The 16,457-nt window shown below is 62.8% G+C and carries 14 protein-coding genes; 8 read left to right on the top strand and 6 right to left on the bottom strand.

All coding sequences use genetic code 11. The annotated features are described in order from the left end of the window. Nucleotides 1-93 precede the first annotated feature (93 nt). The 5 genes from dinG (at nucleotide 94) to pdxH (ending at nucleotide 8,045) form a co-directional block, all read left to right on the top strand. Nucleotides 94-2,238, top strand: coding sequence for an ATP-dependent DNA helicase DinG (gene dinG / locus FW796_RS02200; protein WP_102878618.1), 2,145 nt, complete (start codon nucleotides 94-96; stop codon nucleotides 2,236-2,238). A 93-nt stretch (nucleotides 2,239-2,331) separates the two neighbouring features. After that, nucleotides 2,332-4,731 (top strand): beta-galactosidase, encoded by a 2,400-nt coding sequence (locus FW796_RS02195; protein ID WP_446438960.1) that lies wholly within the window; start codon nucleotides 2,332-2,334, stop codon nucleotides 4,729-4,731. Between the two features lie 112 nt (nucleotides 4,732-4,843). Then, a complete protein-coding gene (locus FW796_RS02190) occupies nucleotides 4,844-5,989 on the top strand; it encodes a serine hydrolase domain-containing protein (protein WP_346635853.1) in 1,146 nt (381 codons plus the stop codon). Between the two features lie 140 nt (nucleotides 5,990-6,129). Beyond that, entirely contained in the window at nucleotides 6,130-7,374 is a 1,245-nt protein-coding gene (locus FW796_RS02185; RefSeq protein WP_404938450.1) for an OmpA family protein, read from the top strand. Nucleotides 7,375-7,397: 23 nt separating this feature from the next. Next, nucleotides 7,398-8,045 (top strand): pyridoxamine 5'-phosphate oxidase, encoded by a 648-nt coding sequence (pdxH, locus tag FW796_RS02180; RefSeq protein ID WP_346635851.1) that lies wholly within the window; start codon nucleotides 7,398-7,400, stop codon nucleotides 8,043-8,045. 10 nt (nucleotides 8,046-8,055) lie between these two features. Here pdxH and FW796_RS02175 read toward each other — a convergent pair whose 3' ends face one another. After that, on the bottom strand, nucleotides 8,056-8,292 hold the full coding sequence (locus FW796_RS02175; protein ID WP_123727741.1) for a hypothetical protein: 237 nt from the start codon (nucleotides 8,290-8,292) through the stop codon (nucleotides 8,056-8,058). Nucleotides 8,293-8,466: 174 nt separating this feature from the next. On the opposite strand from FW796_RS02175, the gene FW796_RS02170 reads away from it, so the two are divergent. Beyond that, nucleotides 8,467-8,931, top strand: a complete 465-nt coding sequence (locus FW796_RS02170) for a glycine zipper 2TM domain-containing protein (RefSeq protein ID WP_025127763.1) — start codon at nucleotides 8,467-8,469, stop codon at nucleotides 8,929-8,931. A gap of 78 nt (nucleotides 8,932-9,009) precedes the next feature. On the opposite strand, the gene nhaA is transcribed toward FW796_RS02170, so the two are convergent. Then, complete coding sequence (gene nhaA, locus FW796_RS02165) at nucleotides 9,010-10,197, bottom strand: Na+/H+ antiporter NhaA (protein ID WP_346635850.1); 1,188 nt, start codon at nucleotides 10,195-10,197, stop codon at nucleotides 9,010-9,012. A gap of 323 nt (nucleotides 10,198-10,520) precedes the next feature. Here nhaA and FW796_RS02160 point away from each other — a divergent pair, with 323 nt between their 5' ends. Further along, nucleotides 10,521-11,615, top strand: coding sequence for a PLP-dependent cysteine synthase family protein (locus FW796_RS02160; protein ID WP_446438959.1), 1,095 nt, complete (start codon nucleotides 10,521-10,523; stop codon nucleotides 11,613-11,615). A gap of 132 nt (nucleotides 11,616-11,747) precedes the next feature. Here FW796_RS02160 and FW796_RS02155 read toward each other — a convergent pair whose 3' ends face one another. The 3 genes from FW796_RS02155 to FW796_RS02145 all read right to left on the bottom strand — a co-directional run bounded on the left by FW796_RS02155 (nucleotide 11,748) and on the right by FW796_RS02145 (nucleotide 14,924). Further along, nucleotides 11,748-13,361, bottom strand: a complete 1,614-nt coding sequence (locus FW796_RS02155; protein ID WP_402889490.1) for an NAD(P)/FAD-dependent oxidoreductase — start codon at nucleotides 13,359-13,361, stop codon at nucleotides 11,748-11,750. Nucleotides 13,362-13,473: 112 nt separating this feature from the next. Beyond that, nucleotides 13,474-14,151, bottom strand: a complete 678-nt coding sequence (locus tag FW796_RS02150) for a COG3650 family protein (RefSeq protein ID WP_346635926.1) — start codon at nucleotides 14,149-14,151, stop codon at nucleotides 13,474-13,476. A gap of 173 nt (nucleotides 14,152-14,324) precedes the next feature. Further along, a complete protein-coding gene (locus FW796_RS02145; protein WP_346635847.1) occupies nucleotides 14,325-14,924 on the bottom strand; it encodes a short chain dehydrogenase in 600 nt (199 codons plus the stop codon). A gap of 103 nt (nucleotides 14,925-15,027) precedes the next feature. Between FW796_RS02145 and FW796_RS02140 the strand changes: the two genes are divergently transcribed. Next, complete coding sequence (locus FW796_RS02140; protein WP_346635846.1) at nucleotides 15,028-15,936, top strand: LysR family transcriptional regulator; 909 nt, start codon at nucleotides 15,028-15,030, stop codon at nucleotides 15,934-15,936. A 12-nt stretch (nucleotides 15,937-15,948) separates the two neighbouring features. Here the strand turns inward: FW796_RS02140 and FW796_RS02135 are convergent, their stop codons facing one another. Beyond that, nucleotides 15,949-16,455: a DoxX family protein gene (locus FW796_RS02135; RefSeq protein ID WP_346635845.1), complete on the bottom strand. Its 507-nt coding sequence runs from the start codon at nucleotides 16,453-16,455 to the stop codon at nucleotides 15,949-15,951. Nucleotides 16,456-16,457: the final 2 nt, after the last annotated feature.

Genomic DNA, 16,457 nt, shown 5'->3' with positions numbered 1-16,457 from the left:
ACTCCGTTCTGCGCGACATGAATTAGCGGGGTATGATAGCGGCCGATTCGAACCACTGAAAATTTATCCAGCGTTTTGTGCGCCCGAAAAACCATGATCAGCAACGAACTCAAAACCACGATCCAGGGCGCCTACTCGCGTTTTCTCGAAGCCAAGAGCCTCAAGCCGCGTTACGGCCAGCGCCTGATGATCGCCGAAGTGGCCAAGGTCCTGGGTGATATCGACACCGACGACGAGGGCCGGCGCAGTGGCGACCCGGCGGTGGTCGCGGTGGAGGCCGGGACCGGTACCGGCAAGACCGTGGCCTACAGTCTGGCGGCCATTCCCACGGCCAAGGCCGCCGGCAAGCGCCTGGTAATCGCCACCGCCACCGTCGCCCTGCAGGAACAGATCGTCTACAAGGACCTGCCGGACCTGATGCGCAACAGCGGGCTGAACTTCAGCTTCTCCCTGGCCAAGGGCCGCGGGCGCTATATGTGCCTGTCCAAGCTCGACATGTTGCTTCAGGAAGGTCACGCCCAGACCGCCACCGCCCAGCTGTTCGAGGAAGAAGGCTTCAAGATCGAGGTCGATGAAGCCAGCCAGAAGCTGTTCACCAGCATGATCGAGAAGCTCGCCGGGAATAAATGGGACGGTGACCGCGACAGCTGGCCCACCGCCCTGGAAGATGCCGATTGGGCACGTCTGACCACCGACCACAGCCAGTGCACCAATCGACATTGCCCGAACTTCGGCCAGTGCGCCTTCTACAAGGCCCGGGAAGGCATGGGCAAGGTGGACGTGATCGTCACCAACCACGACATGGTCCTGGCCGACCTGGCCCTGGGCGGCGGCGCGGTACTGCCGGACCCGCGCGACACTCTCTATGTGTTCGACGAAGGCCACCACCTGCCGGACAAGGCCATCGGCCACTTCGCCCATTACACCCGGTTGCGCTCCACCGCCGACTGGCTGGAGCAGACCGCCAAGAACCTCACCAAGTTGCTGGCCCAGCACCCGCTGCCGGGGGACCTGGGGCGCTTGATCGAGCAAGTGCCGGAGCTGGCGCGGGAGATCAAGACCCAGCAGCAGTTCATGTTCAGCGCCTGCGAGCAGATCGCCGACTTCAAGACCGGCGAAGACATGGAAGGCCGTGAGCGGCCACGCCATCGCTTCGTCGGCGGGCTGATCCCCGACCACATGCGCGAGATGGGCATCGAGTTGAAGAAGGGGTTCTCCCGTCTCACCGATCTGTTCACCCGCCTCACCGAGCTGCTCAAGGAAGGCATGGATGGTGAGGTCAATATCGGCATCGCCAGCAACCAGGCCGAAGAGTGGTATCCGCTGTTCGGTAGCCTGCTGGCGCGGGCTTCGGGCAACTGGGAGCTGTGGACCGCGTTCACCATCGAAGACCCCGAAGACAACCCGCCCATGGCCCGTTGGCTGACCCTGGCCGAGAGCGGTTCGCTGTTCGACATCGAGGTCAATGCCAGCCCGATCCTTGCGGCGGAGATGCTCCGGCGCAATCTGTGGAACGTGGCCTACGGCGCCCTGGTGACTTCGGCGACCCTGACCGCCCTGGGCACCTTCGACCGCTTCCGCATGCGTGCCGGACTGCCGAAGAAAGCCGTGACGGCGGTGGTCCCCAGCCCGTTCCATCACGCCGATGCCGGGGTGTTGCGCGTTCCCGACCTGCGCGCCGACCCGCGGGATGCACCAGCGCATACCGCAGCAATCATCCGCGACCTGCCGGAACTGGTGGAGGGCTCCCGGGGCACCCTGGTGCTGTTCTCCTCGCGCAAGCAGATGCAGGACGTGTTCGACGGCCTGGACCGTGACTGGCGCAAGCAAGTGTTCATCCAGGGCAACCTGTCCAAGCAGGAAACCCTCAACAAGCACAAGGCCCGGGTCGACGGTGGCGATTCCAGCGTGCTGTTTGGCTTGGCGAGCTTTGCCGAAGGGGTGGACTTGCCCGGTGCCTATTGTGAACACGTGGTGATCGCCAAGATTCCGTTCTCGGTACCGGATGATCCGGTGGAAGCGGCGCTGGCGGAGTGGATCGAGGCCCGGGGCGGCAATCCATTCATGGAGATCTCGGTGCCGGATGCTTCTCTCAAGCTGGTTCAGGCCTGCGGCCGTCTGCTGCGTACCGAGCAGGACCGCGGCACCATCACCCTGCTGGACCGCCGACTGGTCACCCAGCGCTACGGCAAGGCTATCCTCAATGCCTTGCCGCCATTTCGCCGAGAAATATCTTAAGCAAGGCGCGCACCTTTGCGCGCCGTGCTGTCTATTTCATGTCACCGCTTCAGCACCGGCCGTTTATCGGTCTTTAGGGAGAGCCAGGTTCATATGATTCGCCGTTCGTTGCCCGCTGTACTTGCCCTGTTGTTTGCCGCCCCCGTCCTGGCGGCCCCTGCCGGCCAACAGACGCTGTTCAACTTTGTCCGGCCTGCCGCTGTGGTGCAGGTGGCGACACAAGATGCCAGCCTGCCACAGTCCAATGCGGAGCAAACGGCCGAAGGTGAAGTGCTGCGGCGAATCACCTTCAACCCGACCAGCCGGCCCAGCCTGAGTCTGAGCCCACAAAGCGGCGCCTGGGACTGGTCGCAGTCGGGGATGATGAGCCTACGCATCCAGAGCGCGATGAACTGGGCCTTGACCCTCTATGTGACCATTCAAAGCAACGACGGCAAGACCCTGGTCAGCCGCGTCGATCTGCCGGCGGGTCCGGCGCAGACCCTGCTGGTGCCGCTGGTGGCCAGTACTCCTCTGAGCCAGGGCATGAAGGCCGCACCGCCGATGCCGATGACCGTGGACGGCCAGCGCATCCTGCTGGCCAGCAGCGAAGGGCAATTGGACCGCAGCCAGGTGGTGTCGGTGACCTTGTCTCTGGATAGCCCCAAAGCCGCCCAGAGTATCCTCCTCGAACGCTTTGGCGTGCAGGATGGCGAGGGCGTGGTCAAGGCGGTCTACGGTTCTCTGGTGGATGGCTACGGCCAGTCGACCCGGGCCCGCTGGCCGGAAAAGATCGCCAGCGACGATCAGCTCAAGGCGGCCGATGCCAAGGAGCAGCAGCAACTCAAGGCGTGGCTTGGCGAGCGCGAGAAGACTTCCCTGGACAAGTTTGGCGGCTGGGACAAGGGCCCGAGCTTCAAGGCCAGCGGCTTCTTCCGCACGGAAAAACGTGATGGCCGCTGGTTCCTGGTAACTCCGCAAGGTCACCCGTTCTACTCCCTGGGCGTCAACACCGTGGCCCCGGACAACAGCCAGACCTATGTCGCCGGGCGTGAGTGGATGTTCAGCGCCTTGCCCAAGGACGGCGAGCCTCTGGCGAGCTACTACGGTGAGGGCGACAACCGTGGCGGCAACGGCGCCGACCAGGGACGTGGTTATAACGCCGGCCGCTGGTACGACTTCTATCGGGCCAACCTGCAACGCACCTACAGCGCCCCCTGTGCGATGGGCAGCGAAGCCCCGGCCGAAGCCTCCAGTAACGAGCCCAAGCCAGCGGCGCCTGAAGCCGCCGCAGTCCCATGTGCGACACCGGCCTTCGATGAGCGACGCTGGGTCAGCCACACCCTGGACCGCTTGCAGGCCTGGGGATTCAACACCATCGGCAACTGGAGCGCGCCGGCGCTGGGGTTGGCTGACCGGGTGCCCTACACTTTGCCGTTGTCCATCGTTGGTGACTACGCCAGCATCAGCACGGGCAGTGATTGGTGGGGCGGCATGCCGGACCCTTTCGATCCGCGCTTTGCCATGGCCACTGAACGGGCCGTGGCCATCGCCGCCCGCGACCATCGGGACGATCCCTGGCTGATCGGCTACTTTGCCGACAACGAGCTGGCCTGGGCCGGCCCCGGTGACGATCCGAAAGCCCGCTATGCCCTGGCTTACGGCACCCTGCGCCTGACCACCGATGTGCCGGCCAAACGGGCCTTCCTCAAGCAATTGCGGGACAAATACCGCAATCAAGCGGGCCTGTCGAAAGCCTGGGGCATCGATCTGCCGGCCTGGGAGTTGATGGAAGACCCGGGGTTCGTACCGCCGCAGCCAAGTCCCGAGCACCCGGAGATCGAGGCTGACTTCAAGTATTTCCAGAAAGTCTTTGCCGAGACCTATTTCAAGACCATCGCCGACTCGCTGAAGTGGCATGCCCCCAACCATCTGCTGCTGGGCGGGCGCTTTGCCGTCAGCAACCCCGAAGCGGTGGCGGCCTGTGCCCAGTACTGCGATGTGCTGAGCTTCAACATGTACACCCTCAAGCCTCAGGACGGTCAGGACTTTGCGTACCTGCGCAGCCTGGACAAGCCGGTGCTGGTGACCGAGTTCAATTTCGGCTCTCGGGACCGTGGCCCGTTCTGGGGCGGCGTGACCGAACTGGCCCGGGAGGAAGATCGTGGACCGGCCTACGTCAATTTCCTCAAGCAGGCTGTGAGCGAGCCATCGATTGTCGGTGTGCACTGGTTCCAGTATCTCGACCAGCCTGTAACCGGGCGTCTGCTGGATGGTGAAAACGGCCATTTTGGTCTGGTGGGGATTACCGATGTGCCCTTCCAGGGGTTTGTCGACAGCGTGCGCAAGAGCAACCTGCAGGCTGTGGATCAATTGGGCAAGGAGGCGCAAAAGGCCCGAGTCCAGGCACAACAGGCAGCGGCTGCCGAACACGGCTCCGGGGATGAGGGCAAGGGCCGCGGAGCCAAGGAAGCGGGCGCGCGCGCCGGTGGCCACTCCGGCAACGGCCACTGATCTGTCCAGGGCTCTGGATCAATGAGCGGAGCCCTGTCGGTTGTTCCCAAATCGGTTCAGGGCTGGAACAATGCGCGCCACGTTGTCGAGCATTGTCGTGGGGAGAGTCAGGGTGCAGATTCAAGGTCATTACGAACTTAAATTCGAGGCGGTACGCGAAGCCTTCGCGGCGCTTTTCGAAGATCCCCAGGAGCGCGGCGCGGCGCTGTGCATCCAGATCGGCGGGGAAACGGTCATTGATCTGTGGGCCGGCACCGCCGACAAGGACGGTGCCGAGGCGTGGCACAGCGATACCATTGCCAACCTGTTCTCCTGCACCAAGACGTTCACTGCGGTCACCGCCCTGCAATTGGTGGCCGAAGGCAAGCTCAAGCTGGATGCGCCGGTAGCCAATTACTGGCCGGAGTTCGCCGCGGCAGGCAAAGCCGCCATTACCCTGCGCCAATTGCTCTGTCATCAGGCGGGCTTGCCGGCCCTGCGCGAATTGCTGCCTGCCGAGGCCCTCTACGACTGGCAGACCATGGTCGATGCCCTGGCCGCCGAGCAGCCCTGGTGGACGCCGGGAGAGGGCCACGGCTACGCGGCCATCACTTATGGCTGGCTGGTCGGCGAGTTGATCCGGCGTGCCGATGGGCGCGGGGCGGGAGACTCCATCGTGGCCCGGGTCGCCACGCCTCTGGGGCTGGACTTCCATGTCGGCCTGGCTGACGAGGAATTCCATCGGGTGGCACATATCGCCCGTGGCAAAGGCAATGTCGGTGACGCCGCGGCGCAGCGCCTGCTGCAAGTGACCATGCGCGAGCCGGATGCGATGACTACCCGGGCGTTTACCAATCCACCGTCTATCCTGACCAGCACCAATAAACCCGAGTGGCGGCGCATGCAGCAACCGGCGGCCAATGGTCACGGCAATGCCCGCAGCCTCGCCGGGTTCTACAGCGGCCTGCTCGATGGCAGCTTGCTGGAAGCCGATATGCTCGAAGAGCTGACCCGAGAGCACAGCCTGGGCATGGACAAGACGTTGTTGACCCAGACCCGCTTCGGCCTGGGTTGCATGCTCGACCAGCCTCAGGTGGCCAATGCCACTTTTGGCTTGGGCGCGCGGGCATTTGGGCATCCGGGGGCCGGGGGCTCCATCGGTTTTGCTGACCCTGAGCATGATGTGGCATTCGGTTTTGTGACAAATACCCTGGGGCCTTATGTATTGATGGACCCCCGGGCACAGAAGCTGGTGCGGGTTTTGTCGGATTGTCTGTAAAAAGGTTGCTGTTAAGAACTTTTTTGCTTAAACATGCTTGGAAAGCTGCAGGACGGAACCCTGTGGCTTTTATAATTTCCAAGCGTCTGTTTGTACCGGTCATGTAGACCGAATTTTTTATCTCATTTTGTGGATATCCCATGTCGTCGAACAAGTCTCTAGCCTTGGCCATCTGCCTGACCGTCACTGGTTGTGCACAAACCCCACAAAATGAAGCGGATGGCGGCCATTGGTGGTCGTTCGGGTCCGATAAGGCCAGCAGCAAGGAAGCCCCGCAGGCCGCTGAAAAACCCGTCACAGCCGAAGCGCCAGCTCCTGCCGCTCCTGCGGGCAAGCCGGCAGTGGCGGCCAAGCCCGCTGCTCCTGCGGCCGCTGCCGGTAAAACCACCGCTTCCGCGAAGCAGGCGGCGCCGGCTGGCAAAGCTCCGGTTGCCGCCAAGCCGGCAGCAGCCGAGCCAGCTCCTGCTCCTGCCCCTGTAGCCGCAGCACCTGCCGCTCCTGCCGCCAAGGCCGAGAGCAGCAACTGGTGGTGGCCGTTCTCTTCCAAGGATTCCGCCGACAAGCCTGTGGCTGAGGCCAAAAAGGCCGAGCCGGCTCCGGCTCCAGAAGTTGCCAAGGCCGCAGACTCCGAGACCCACTGGTGGTGGCCGTTTGCCAAGAGCCAACCCAAGCCACTGAGCAAGGTCAACGTGGCGGACATCCCGATGCCCGACCCGAAAATCACCCAGGCCTGGCTGGACGACTACGAGCCACGCCTGCGTGAAGCGGTTAAGGACAGCAAGCTGCAAATAGAGCGTCGTGAAAATGTGCTGGTAGTGACTGCGCTGGTCGACGCGTCCTTCAACCCGGACCGTCCAGCCATGCTGCTGCCGGTGACCCTGGGCCCATTCACTCGCGTGGCCAAGGCCGTTGAAGGCGATCCCAAGACTGCCGTACTGATTCTCGGCCACGCCGATGCGACTGGCCCGACCCTGGCCAACCAGAAGCTGAGCCGTGATCGCGCCCAGTCTGTTGCTGCCATCTTCAGCCTCAGTGGCTTGAAACAGGACCGCCTGATGCTGCGTGGCATGGGTTCGGTCATGCCGCGTGCAGCCAATGACAGTCCTCAAGGCCGTTCGCTGAACCGTCGAGTGGAAATCATGCTGACCCAGCGCAGCACCATGCTGGGCCTGCTGAGCAAATACAACCAGCCGACGCCGTCCGAAACCGAAATGGTCGCCGTGCAGGACGCCAAGCCGCCCGTTCCTGCCGCCACCGGCAAAAAGGCCGCAGCGTCAGCGAAGAAGTCCACCGTTGCCAAGAAGCCGGCAGCCAAGAAGGCTCCAGCGAAGAAAGCCGCAGCTCCAGCGAAGAAAACTACGGCTACCGCTCAGGCTAAAAACTGATTCTCAAGGATAAGGAAGCAGGCATGACTCAGTCTCTGGCTGATATGCGCCGGGATTACACCCGCGATGGTTTGTCCGAGGCCCAGGCCCCGGGCGAACCTTTTGCGCTGTTTCACCAGTGGTTTGCCGATGCGGTGAAAACCGAGCAACCACCGGTAGAGGCCAATGCCATGACGCTGGCGACTGTCGATACCGACGGTCGTCCCCATTGCCGCATCTTGTTGCTCAAGGGGCTGGATGAACAGGGTTTCACCTTCTTCACCAACTACGAAAGCGCCAAGGGCGAGCAACTGGCCGCGCGCCCTTTTGCCGCCATGACCTTCTTCTGGCCGACCCTGGAGCGTCAGGTTCGGATCGAAGGAAGGGTGGTCAAGGTCACTCCCCAGGAGTCTGATGCCTACTATCAGGTGCGCCCTCTGGGGAGTCGGTTGGGGGCCTGGGCTTCACCGCAAAGCCGGGTGATCGCCGATCGCGACCAGTTGCAGGAGTTGCTCAAGGCCACTGAGGCGCGCTTCAGCGATAGCCAGCCCGATTGCCCGGAACATTGGGGTGGTTATCGCCTGCTGCCCGAGCGCATCGAGTTCTGGCAGGGGCGTCCCAGCCGTCTGCATGACCGTTTGAACTATCGCCTGCAGGCGGGGCAGTGGAGCCGGGAACGTTTGGCCCCCTGAAACGCGCAGATCACTCGCCGGGATAACCGGCCGCGGCGGCTTCCAGCCATTGCGGCAGGTCCCGGCGTTTTACTTTCTGGCGTTGGGCCTCGGCCAGCTGTTGCAGCATGAATTGCTTCTTCTGTTCATCGGTTCCGGCCAGGGACAAGGCCAGGTCCCGGTCCACCCAGCGCTTGATGCGCACGTAGAGCCACCAGTGAAAATACAGGCCGGCGATGGTGGTCACGATGATGATGAAGTAATCCATGAAAAATCCTTTGCTCGGTGGCGCTATGCTGGAAACCGGCGTTACCGTATTGAGAAGGTTCAGCGTTCATACAGTCTGTACTTTGGCTGAATGAAACCAATTTTATCCGGGCTGCGCCGTGACAGGCGTCAAGCTGCGGAGTCTAATGTCCATCTGTCCTTTGGAGTTGATCCTATGCGTAAGTCTGTTTTGCTGGTTGCGTCTTTCACCACGATGGCAATGTTGCTCGGCGGCTGTGCCTCAAACCTGACCGGTGACTCTTACTCCCGTGATGAAGCGCGTCGTGTGCAAACCGTACGCATGGGCACCATCGAGTCCCTGCGTCCAGTGAAAATCGAAGGTACCAAGACCCCGATCGGCGGTGCTGCCGGTGCTGTTATCGGCGGTGTGGGCGGCAGCGCCATCGGCGGCGGCCGTGGCAGCATCGTCACTGCGGTGATCGGTGCGGTAGCTGGTGGCCTGCTGGGTTCGGCCACTGAAGAAGGTCTGACCCGTACCCAGGGCGTGGAGATCACTGTCCGTGAAGACGACGGCAGCATGCGTGCCTATGTACAGCAGGTACAGGAAAACGAAGTGTTCCGTGTTGGTGATCGCGTGCGCATCATGAGTGTCAACGGCACCAGCCGCGTTACCCGCTGATATTTCTGCTACAAAACAAAACCCCGACCAGGCAACTGGTCGGGGTTTTGTGTTTTCAGGCTGGCTGATCCTGCTTGATCAGGAGGTCAGCGCCGTGTTCTTGCGGCTGGCGGCGGCGGTAACCGCATAACCGATCAGTGCGGCCAGCAACGAGCCGGTGAGAATCCCCATGCGGTCCATGCCGGCGTATTCGCTGCTACCGGGCACGAAGGCCAGGGAGCCGACGAACAGGCTCATGGTGAAGCCGATCCCGCACAGAATCGCCACACCGAGCACCTGTCCCCAGTTGGCGCCGGCAGGCAGGGAGGTGAGCCCGGTCTTGATCGCCAGCCAACTCAGGCCGAACACGCCGATGGTCTTGCCCAGCAACAGGCCGATGGCGATCCCCATAGGTACATGGTGGGTGAAGCTCTCAAGCGTTACGCCGCTCAGGGACAAGCCGGCGTTGGCGAAGGCGAACAGCGGCAAGATGCCAAACGCCACCCAAGGATGCAGTGCATGTTCCAGTGCCTGGGCCGGCGAGGGTTCGGCATTGCGGGTACGCAGGGGAATACAGAAGGCCAGGGTCACGCCGGCCAGCGTCGCGTGGACCCCGCTCTTGAGCACGCAGACCCAGAGGATCAGGCCGATGATCATGTAGGGCCCAAGTTTCACCACCCCCATTCGGTTCATCGCCACCAACGCAGCGATACAGGCGGCCGCCAGCATCAGCGACAGGGTCGACAGGGCGCCGGAGTAGAAGATCGCGATGATCACGATGGCTCCCAGGTCATCGATGATCGCCAGGGTCATCAGAAACAGCTTCAGCGACGTGGGGACACGCTTGCCCAGCAGGGCCAGAACCCCCAGGGCGAAGGCAATGTCAGTGGCCGTCGGAATCGCCCAGCCATTGAGTGCCGCCGGGTTGTCACGGTTGAGAAACCAGTAGATCAGGGCCGGTACCAGCATGCCGCCAATGGCTGCCAGGCCTGGCAGGACGATCTGCGAAGGCTTGGACAACTGGCCTTCCAGGACTTCGCGCTTGACCTCAAGGCCGATCAGCAGGAAGAACAGGGCCATCAGGCCGTCGTTGATCCACAGCAACAGCGGCTTGGCAATCTTCAAGGCACCGATCTGGGCCACTACCGGGGTTTCCAGCAAGCCGTTGTACAGCCAGGACAGTGGTGAGTTGTTGATGATGAGAGCCAGGATGGCAGCGGCGATCAATAACAGACCGCTGGCAGCTTCCATGGCAAAGAAACGAGTGAAAGTGCTACGCAGAGGCAAGGTCGCTCTCCATCTAAATCTAAAAAAGGTGGCACACCCTAACCCGTACAGTTAGTTGTTAAAACAAAAGTTATATTCTTTTTTGTTATATGTAGCAGGCAAGCGGCCTGCTGAAAAAGCTCCCTTGCAGTTGTGTTTCCAATTGCTTCCCAGCTGTACCTGTCAGGGGCTGGAGATATTTCCTAACATGTCCGTCGCCAGGGGCTTACAGATGGTTTTCCTCCAGGGAACAATCACCTGATTGCGCCGAACCCGGATCACCTAAGCTGGGTGCATTTCATTTTCTTGCGCCGGTACGGCGTTCGATCCGACGAGAATAGAACATGAGCGACAATCGCCAGTGGGCCCGTGAGGCCATCCGCATCATCGAAGCCGACTTCCAGCGCAGTGCCGACACCCATCTGATTCCGCTGGCGCTTCCAGGCCAGCCGGGTATCGAACTGTATTTCAAGGATGAATCCAGCCATCCCACCGGCAGCCTCAAGCACCGCCTGGCCCGCTCGTTATTTCTCTATGCCCTGTGCAATGGCTGGCTCAAGCCCGGCGCGCCAGTGATCGAGGCCTCCAGTGGGTCCACGGCGATTTCCGAAGCCTATTTCGCCCGTCTCCTGGGGCTGCCTTTCATTGCCGTGATGCCAGCCACTACCTCCCAGGAAAAGATCGCGCAGATCGCCTTCTATGGCGGCAAGAGCCATCTGGTGCAGGACCCGACGCAGATCTATGCCGAATCCGAGCGCCTGGCTCGGGAGAGCGGCGGCCACTTCATGGACCAGTTCACCTACGCCGAGCGGGCCACCGACTGGCGGGCCAACAACAACATCGCCGAGTCGATCTTCCAGCAGTTGCGTTTCGAGCGTTACCCGGAGCCTAGCTGGCTGATCTCCAGTCCGGGCACCGGCGGCACTACTGCGACCCTGGGCCGCTACGTGCGCTATCGCCAGCACAGCACCCGGGTGCTGTGTGCCGACGCCGAACGCTCGGTGTTCTTTGATTTCTACCAGAGCGGCGATGCCAGTCTGCGTCTGGATTGCGGTTCGCGGATTGAAGGCATTGGCCGGCCACGGGTCGAGGCTTCCTTCCTGCCCAAGGTGATCGACGCCATGGTCAAGGTGCCGGATGCCTTGTCCCTGGCGGCCATGCACTACCTGGCCCAGCGCCTGGGTCGCCGGGTCGGCGGCTCCAGCGGCACCAACCTGATCGGCGCATTGATGGCCGCGCAGCAGATGGCCGCCGCGGGCGAGACGGGTTCGATCGTGGCGATTCTCTGTGACGGTGGCGAGCGCTATGCGACCACTTACTACGATAAGCAGTGGCTGGCGGAGCAGGGGTATGAGTTGAATGCCTTGATCGATGCGGTAGCGGCCAGTGTCGAACGTGGCGAGGCACTACCCGCCAGCGTATTGCGCGCCGGCATCTGAAGCTGTCGTAGGAGCCGGCTTGCCGGCGAAGGGGCCCTTGAGCCGTGCGTTGTTCTGGATGACGCCTTCGCTGGCAAGCCAGCTCCTACGGTAGACGGTAGGAGCCGGCTTGCCGGCGAAAGGGCCCGTCCGTCAGGCCTGAATCCCGAGGATGTCCCGGGCCACGGCTTCGGCAATGCGAATCCCGTCCACACCGGCGGAAAGAATCCCCCCGGCATAACCGGCGCCTTCACCGGCTGGATACAACCCCTTCACATTCAGGCTCTGCATCGATGCGTCACGAGTGATACGCAGCGGCGATGAGGTGCGGGTCTCGATCCCGGTCAACACCGCGTCGTGCAGGGAGTAGCCCTTGATCTGCCGCTCGAAGGCCGGCAAGGCTTCGCGAATGGCTTCGATGGCAAAGTCCGGCAGGGCCAGGGCCAGATCGCCCAGGCTCACCCCCGGCTTGTAGGACGGCTCGACGCTGCCCAGAGCGGTAGTGGGTTTGCCGGCGATGAAGTCGCCCACCAGCTGCGCCGGAGCCTGATAGTTGCTGCCACCCAGGACAAAGGCGTGGGACTCCAGGCGTTCCTGGAGTTCGATGCCCGCCAATGGGCCGCCCGGGTAGTCCACTTCAGGAGTGATGCCTACCACGATGCCCGAGTTGGCATTGCGCTCGTTGCGCGAGTACTGGCTCATGCCGTTGGTCACCACCCGGTTCGGCTCGGAGGTGGCCGCGACCACGGTGCCGCCCGGACACATGCAGAAGCTGTAGACCGAACGGCCGTTCTTGGCGTGGTGCACCAGCTTGTAGTCGGCGGCGCCGAGTTTCGGGTGGCCGGCGTACTTGCCCAGGCGCGCGCTGTCGATCAGCGATTGCGGGTGTTCGATACGGAAGCCCACCGAGAACGGCTTGGCTTCCATGTACACGCCACGGCTGTGGAGCATGCGGAAGGTGTCGCGGGCGCTGTGGCCCAGGGCCAGGATCACGTGCCGGGAGTGCAGTTGTTCGCCGCTGGCCAGTTCCACGCCCCGCAGTTGGCCGTCTTCGATCAGCACGTCGGTGACCCGCTGCTCGAAGCGCACCTCACCGCCCAGGGCGATGATCTGCTGGCGCATGTTTTCCACCACGCCGGTGAGGCGGAAGGTGCCGATGTGCGGCTTGCTGACGTAGAGGATTTCGTCCGGCGCACCGGCCTTGACGAACTCGTGGAGCACCTTGCGGCCGTGGTGTTGCGGGTCCTTGATCTGGCTGTAGAGCTTGCCGTCGGAGAAGGTCCCGGCGCCGCCTTCGCCGAACTGCACGTTGGACTCGGGGTTGAGCACGCTTTTACGCCACAGGCCCCAGGTGTCCTTGGTGCGCTGGCGCACTTCCTTGCCGCGCTCGAGGACGATCGGCTTGAAGCCCATCTGGGCCAGCAACAGGCCGGCAAAGATGCCGCAAGGGCCGAAACCCACCACGATCGGTCGTTCGTTCAGGTCTGCCGGAGCCTGGCCCACCACCTTGTAGCTGACATCCGGCGCCGGGTTGACGTTCCGGTCGTCGGCGAACTTGAGCAGCAGCGCCGCTTCGTCGCGCACGTTGAGGTCGATGGTGTAGATGAAGCACAGCTCGGAAGACTTCTTGCGCGCATCGTAGCTGCGTTTGAACAAGGTGAAATCGAGCAGGTCATCGCTGGCGATCCCCAAGCGCTGCACGATAGCGGCGCGCAGGTCTTCATCGGGATGGTCGATCGGCAACTTGAGTTCGGTGATTCGTAACATGACAGGATCCGGGTAGGCGGTGCGCAACAGTGCGCCGGCTTGCTTTGCACAAACCGGCGATTATAAGCCGCAATCCACCGTCGCCGTGAGGCTAAAACCGCTGCTCGTCGAATCAGTCGTTGCGCGAGCCGCCGAAATAGCCGCAACCGCGCTGGACCTGACCATCCACCCGCAGCTCGGCGCTCAGGTGCTGGACGCTGCCGGTAACGGGGTCGACGCAGCGTTGCGGTGCGACCCAAAGCTCCACGCGCTGGTGATTGGCCTCGCTGGTGAGGTTGAAACGACCGTCGCCCAGTTGCTCTTCCAGATAGGGCAGGGCCAGGGTTGGTTGGCCGGCGCGCTCGATCATCATGCCCTTGGCACTGACATCGACATTCCAGGCCGGGTTCTTGCTGCCGGCCCGCAGGATCAGACGCTGGAAATTCGGGTCGTTGCAGGCACTGCCGGAACGTTCGATGCGATACAGCTGGCGCAGGTTCAACTGCCCGTCGCTACTGCCGCTGGCGGAAAACTTGCCTCGCAGGTCGGCGAACAGCTTGCCCTGTTTCTCAGCCAGGGTAGCGGCCTCTTGCAGCACACTGGTATCGCCGCCGTCGCGGACCACATAACGGCGATCTTCGGTGCAGGGCTTGAACAGCAACTTGCCGTCTGCCGCACTGAGTTCCCCCTGCATCCGGGTCAGCCCGGCCATGGATGGCGCCTCGGGTTGTGAGTTGAACATCGGCAACATCTGGCAGCCGGCAAACAGCGGCAACAGGGCGAAACAAAGCAGTGAACGGGCGGTGCGCATCATTGGGCCTCCAAGCGGAAGCCGACACGTTACGCAGCCCGCCCGGTCACCACAACCCCGGATTGAACGCGGCAGCGCCATCAACCGTAGGAGCCGGCTTGCCGGCGAAGAGGCCCTGAAGCCTTGTGTGGTTCGGGAGGACGCCTTCGCTGGCGAGCCCTACACAAGCCGGATCAGCCGACGTGGTAGGTCTGGCCGGTCTGCAGGCCTTCCACGCTCTTGGCGTAGGCCAGGGCCACGTCGGCCGCCGGCACCGGCTTGAAGCCGCGGAAGTAGGGGGCGTAGCTGCCCATGGCTTCCTGCAGCACGTTGGGGCTGATGGAGTTGACTCGCAGGCCCCGGGGCAGCTCGATGGCGGCGGCCCGCACGAAGCTGTCGATGGCGCCGTTGACCAGGGCGGCCGAGGCGCCGCTGCGGATCGGGTCGTGGCTCAGCACGCCGGTGGTGAAGGTGAAGGAGGCGCCGTCGTTGGCGTATTCGCGGCCGATCAGCAGCAGGTTGACCTGGCCCATCAGTTTGTCCTTGAGGCCCAGGCTGAAGTGCTCGGCGGTCATTTCCCCCAGTGGTGCGAAGGTGACGTTACCGGCGGCGCACACCAGCGCATCGAAGCGCCCGGTCTTTTCGAACAGCGCGCGGATCGACTGGCTGTCGCTGATATCCACCTGGAAGTCACCGCTGGTGCGGCCGATACGGATCACTTCGTGACGCTGGGACAGTTCCCGGTCTACCGCCGAGCCAATGGTGCCGTTGGCACCGATCAAGAGAATTTTCATGGGCTGTTCCTCAAAGGGGGGGACGAGGTTGCAGTCTAGAGTGGTTTTTTCTGTGGATTAACGCGCTAATAGGCAACCTTTGGTTTTCAAATGGAAACAATCCATGAGCGAGATGGATGACCTGGCGGCATTTGCAGTATTGGTGGAGGCGGGCAGCTTTACCCTGGCTGCCCAGCAACTGGGGTGCAGCAAGGGTCAGTTGTCCAAGCGCATCAGCGCCCTGGAAGCCCGCTACGCCGTGGTACTGCTGCAACGTACTACCCGTCGCCTGGACCTGACCGCCGCCGGCGCGGCGCTTCTGCCTCAGGCCCAGGCGCTGGTGGTCCAAGTGGAGCGGGCCCATCAGGCCCTGGCCCGGCTCAAGGACGATATGGCCGGCCCGGTGCGCCTGACGGTTCCGGTGTCCCTGGGAGAGACCTTTTTCGATGGCCTGCTGCTGGAGTTCTCCCGGCACTACCCCCAGGTGCAGATCGAGCTGGACCTGAGCAACAGTTACCGCGACCTGGCCCGGGAGGGGTTTGACCTGGCGGTGCGTTCGGAGGTGGCCAATGATCAGCGCCTGGTCGCCCGGCCGCTGCTGGCCTGGCATGAGATGACCTGTGCCAGCCCGGCTTACCTTGAGCAATACGGCGAGCCGCAGACTCCCCGGGAGCTGGCCGAACATCGCTGTCTGCTCAACAGTCATTACAGCGGACGGGAGGAATGGTTGTATCACCAGCGCCACGAGCTGTTGCGAGTGCGCGTCAGCGGGCCCTTCGCCAGCAACCACTACAACCTGCTGAAGAAAGCCGCCCTGGCGGGAGCAGGCATCGCCCGGCTGCCTTCCTATGTGCTGCACAGCGATCTGGCCGACGGTCGCCTGCGCTGGCTGCTGCGGGATTACCAGACCCGCAGCATGCCGATGTATCTGGTGCATCCCTATCAGGGCGGCCTGCCCAAGCGTACCCAGGTGTTGGCCGATTACCTGATGGACTGGTTCCGCCGCAGCGGCGAGGCCCTGGATCGCCTCTAGGGCCGCTCGTCGTTACAGCGCGCGGCGATAGCGACGGGCGAGCAGTTGATCGAGAGAGAACACGCCCGGGCCTTTGGCCATCAGCAGTAGAAGGATGGCCGCCCAGGTGCCGTGGGTCGGGTAGGCATCCGGGTAGACGAACAACTGGATGGTCAGGGTCATCCCCAGCAGCGCCAGGGCGGAAAAGCGCGTGGCCAGGCCCAGCAGGATCAGCATCGGGAAACAATGCTCGGCAAAGGCCGCCAGGTGCGCCGCTACTTCCGGCGTCAGTAGCGGCACGTGGTATTCGCTCTGGAACAGGGGAATGGTCGAATCCGCCAGACGCGGCCAGCCCAGCTGGAAGGTGCCGTCGATCAGGTCGATGGCCAGCCCCTCGACCTTGGTCTGGCCGGATTTCCAGAACACCGCGGCGATGGAGAACCGCGCGATAAAGGCAATCAGGCTGTAGGGAATACGCTCGAACCCTTGAATGATTCGGTTCAGCAGTCCACTAACGGGGGCAGGATTCTGGGTGTTCATGG

The sequence above is a fragment of the Pseudomonas sp. 910_21 genome (assembly GCF_052850735.1).
The sequence above is the reverse complement of the archived record's forward strand: the minus strand, read 5'-3'. Positions and strand labels throughout refer to the sequence as shown.

Excerpts from the sequence above, each read along its gene's own strand:
- dinG (WP_102878618.1), top strand. The coding sequence starts at position 94 with ATGATCAGCAACGAACTCAAAACCACGATCCAGGGCGCCTACTCGCGT.
- FW796_RS02195 (WP_446438960.1), top strand. The coding sequence starts at position 2,332 with ATGATTCGCCGTTCGTTGCCCGCTGTACTTGCCCTGTTGTTTGCCGCC.
- FW796_RS02185 (WP_404938450.1), top strand. The coding sequence starts at position 6,130 with ATGTCGTCGAACAAGTCTCTAGCCTTGGCCATCTGCCTGACCGTCACT.
- pdxH (WP_346635851.1), top strand. The coding sequence starts at position 7,398 with ATGACTCAGTCTCTGGCTGATATGCGCCGGGATTACACCCGCGATGGT.
- FW796_RS02175 (WP_123727741.1), bottom strand. The coding sequence starts at position 8,292 with ATGGATTACTTCATCATCATCGTGACCACCATCGCCGGCCTGTATTTT.
- FW796_RS02170 (WP_025127763.1), top strand. The coding sequence starts at position 8,467 with ATGCGTAAGTCTGTTTTGCTGGTTGCGTCTTTCACCACGATGGCAATG.
- FW796_RS02160 (WP_446438959.1), top strand. The coding sequence starts at position 10,521 with ATGAGCGACAATCGCCAGTGGGCCCGTGAGGCCATCCGCATCATCGAA.
- FW796_RS02155 (WP_402889490.1), bottom strand. The coding sequence starts at position 13,361 with ATGTTACGAATCACCGAACTCAAGTTGCCGATCGACCATCCCGATGAA.
- FW796_RS02150 (WP_346635926.1), bottom strand. The coding sequence starts at position 14,151 with ATGCGCACCGCCCGTTCACTGCTTTGTTTCGCCCTGTTGCCGCTGTTT.
- FW796_RS02145 (WP_346635847.1), bottom strand. The coding sequence starts at position 14,924 with ATGAAAATTCTCTTGATCGGTGCCAACGGCACCATTGGCTCGGCGGTA.
- FW796_RS02140 (WP_346635846.1), top strand. The coding sequence starts at position 15,028 with ATGAGCGAGATGGATGACCTGGCGGCATTTGCAGTATTGGTGGAGGCG.
- FW796_RS02135 (WP_346635845.1), bottom strand. The coding sequence starts at position 16,455 with ATGAACACCCAGAATCCTGCCCCCGTTAGTGGACTGCTGAACCGAATC.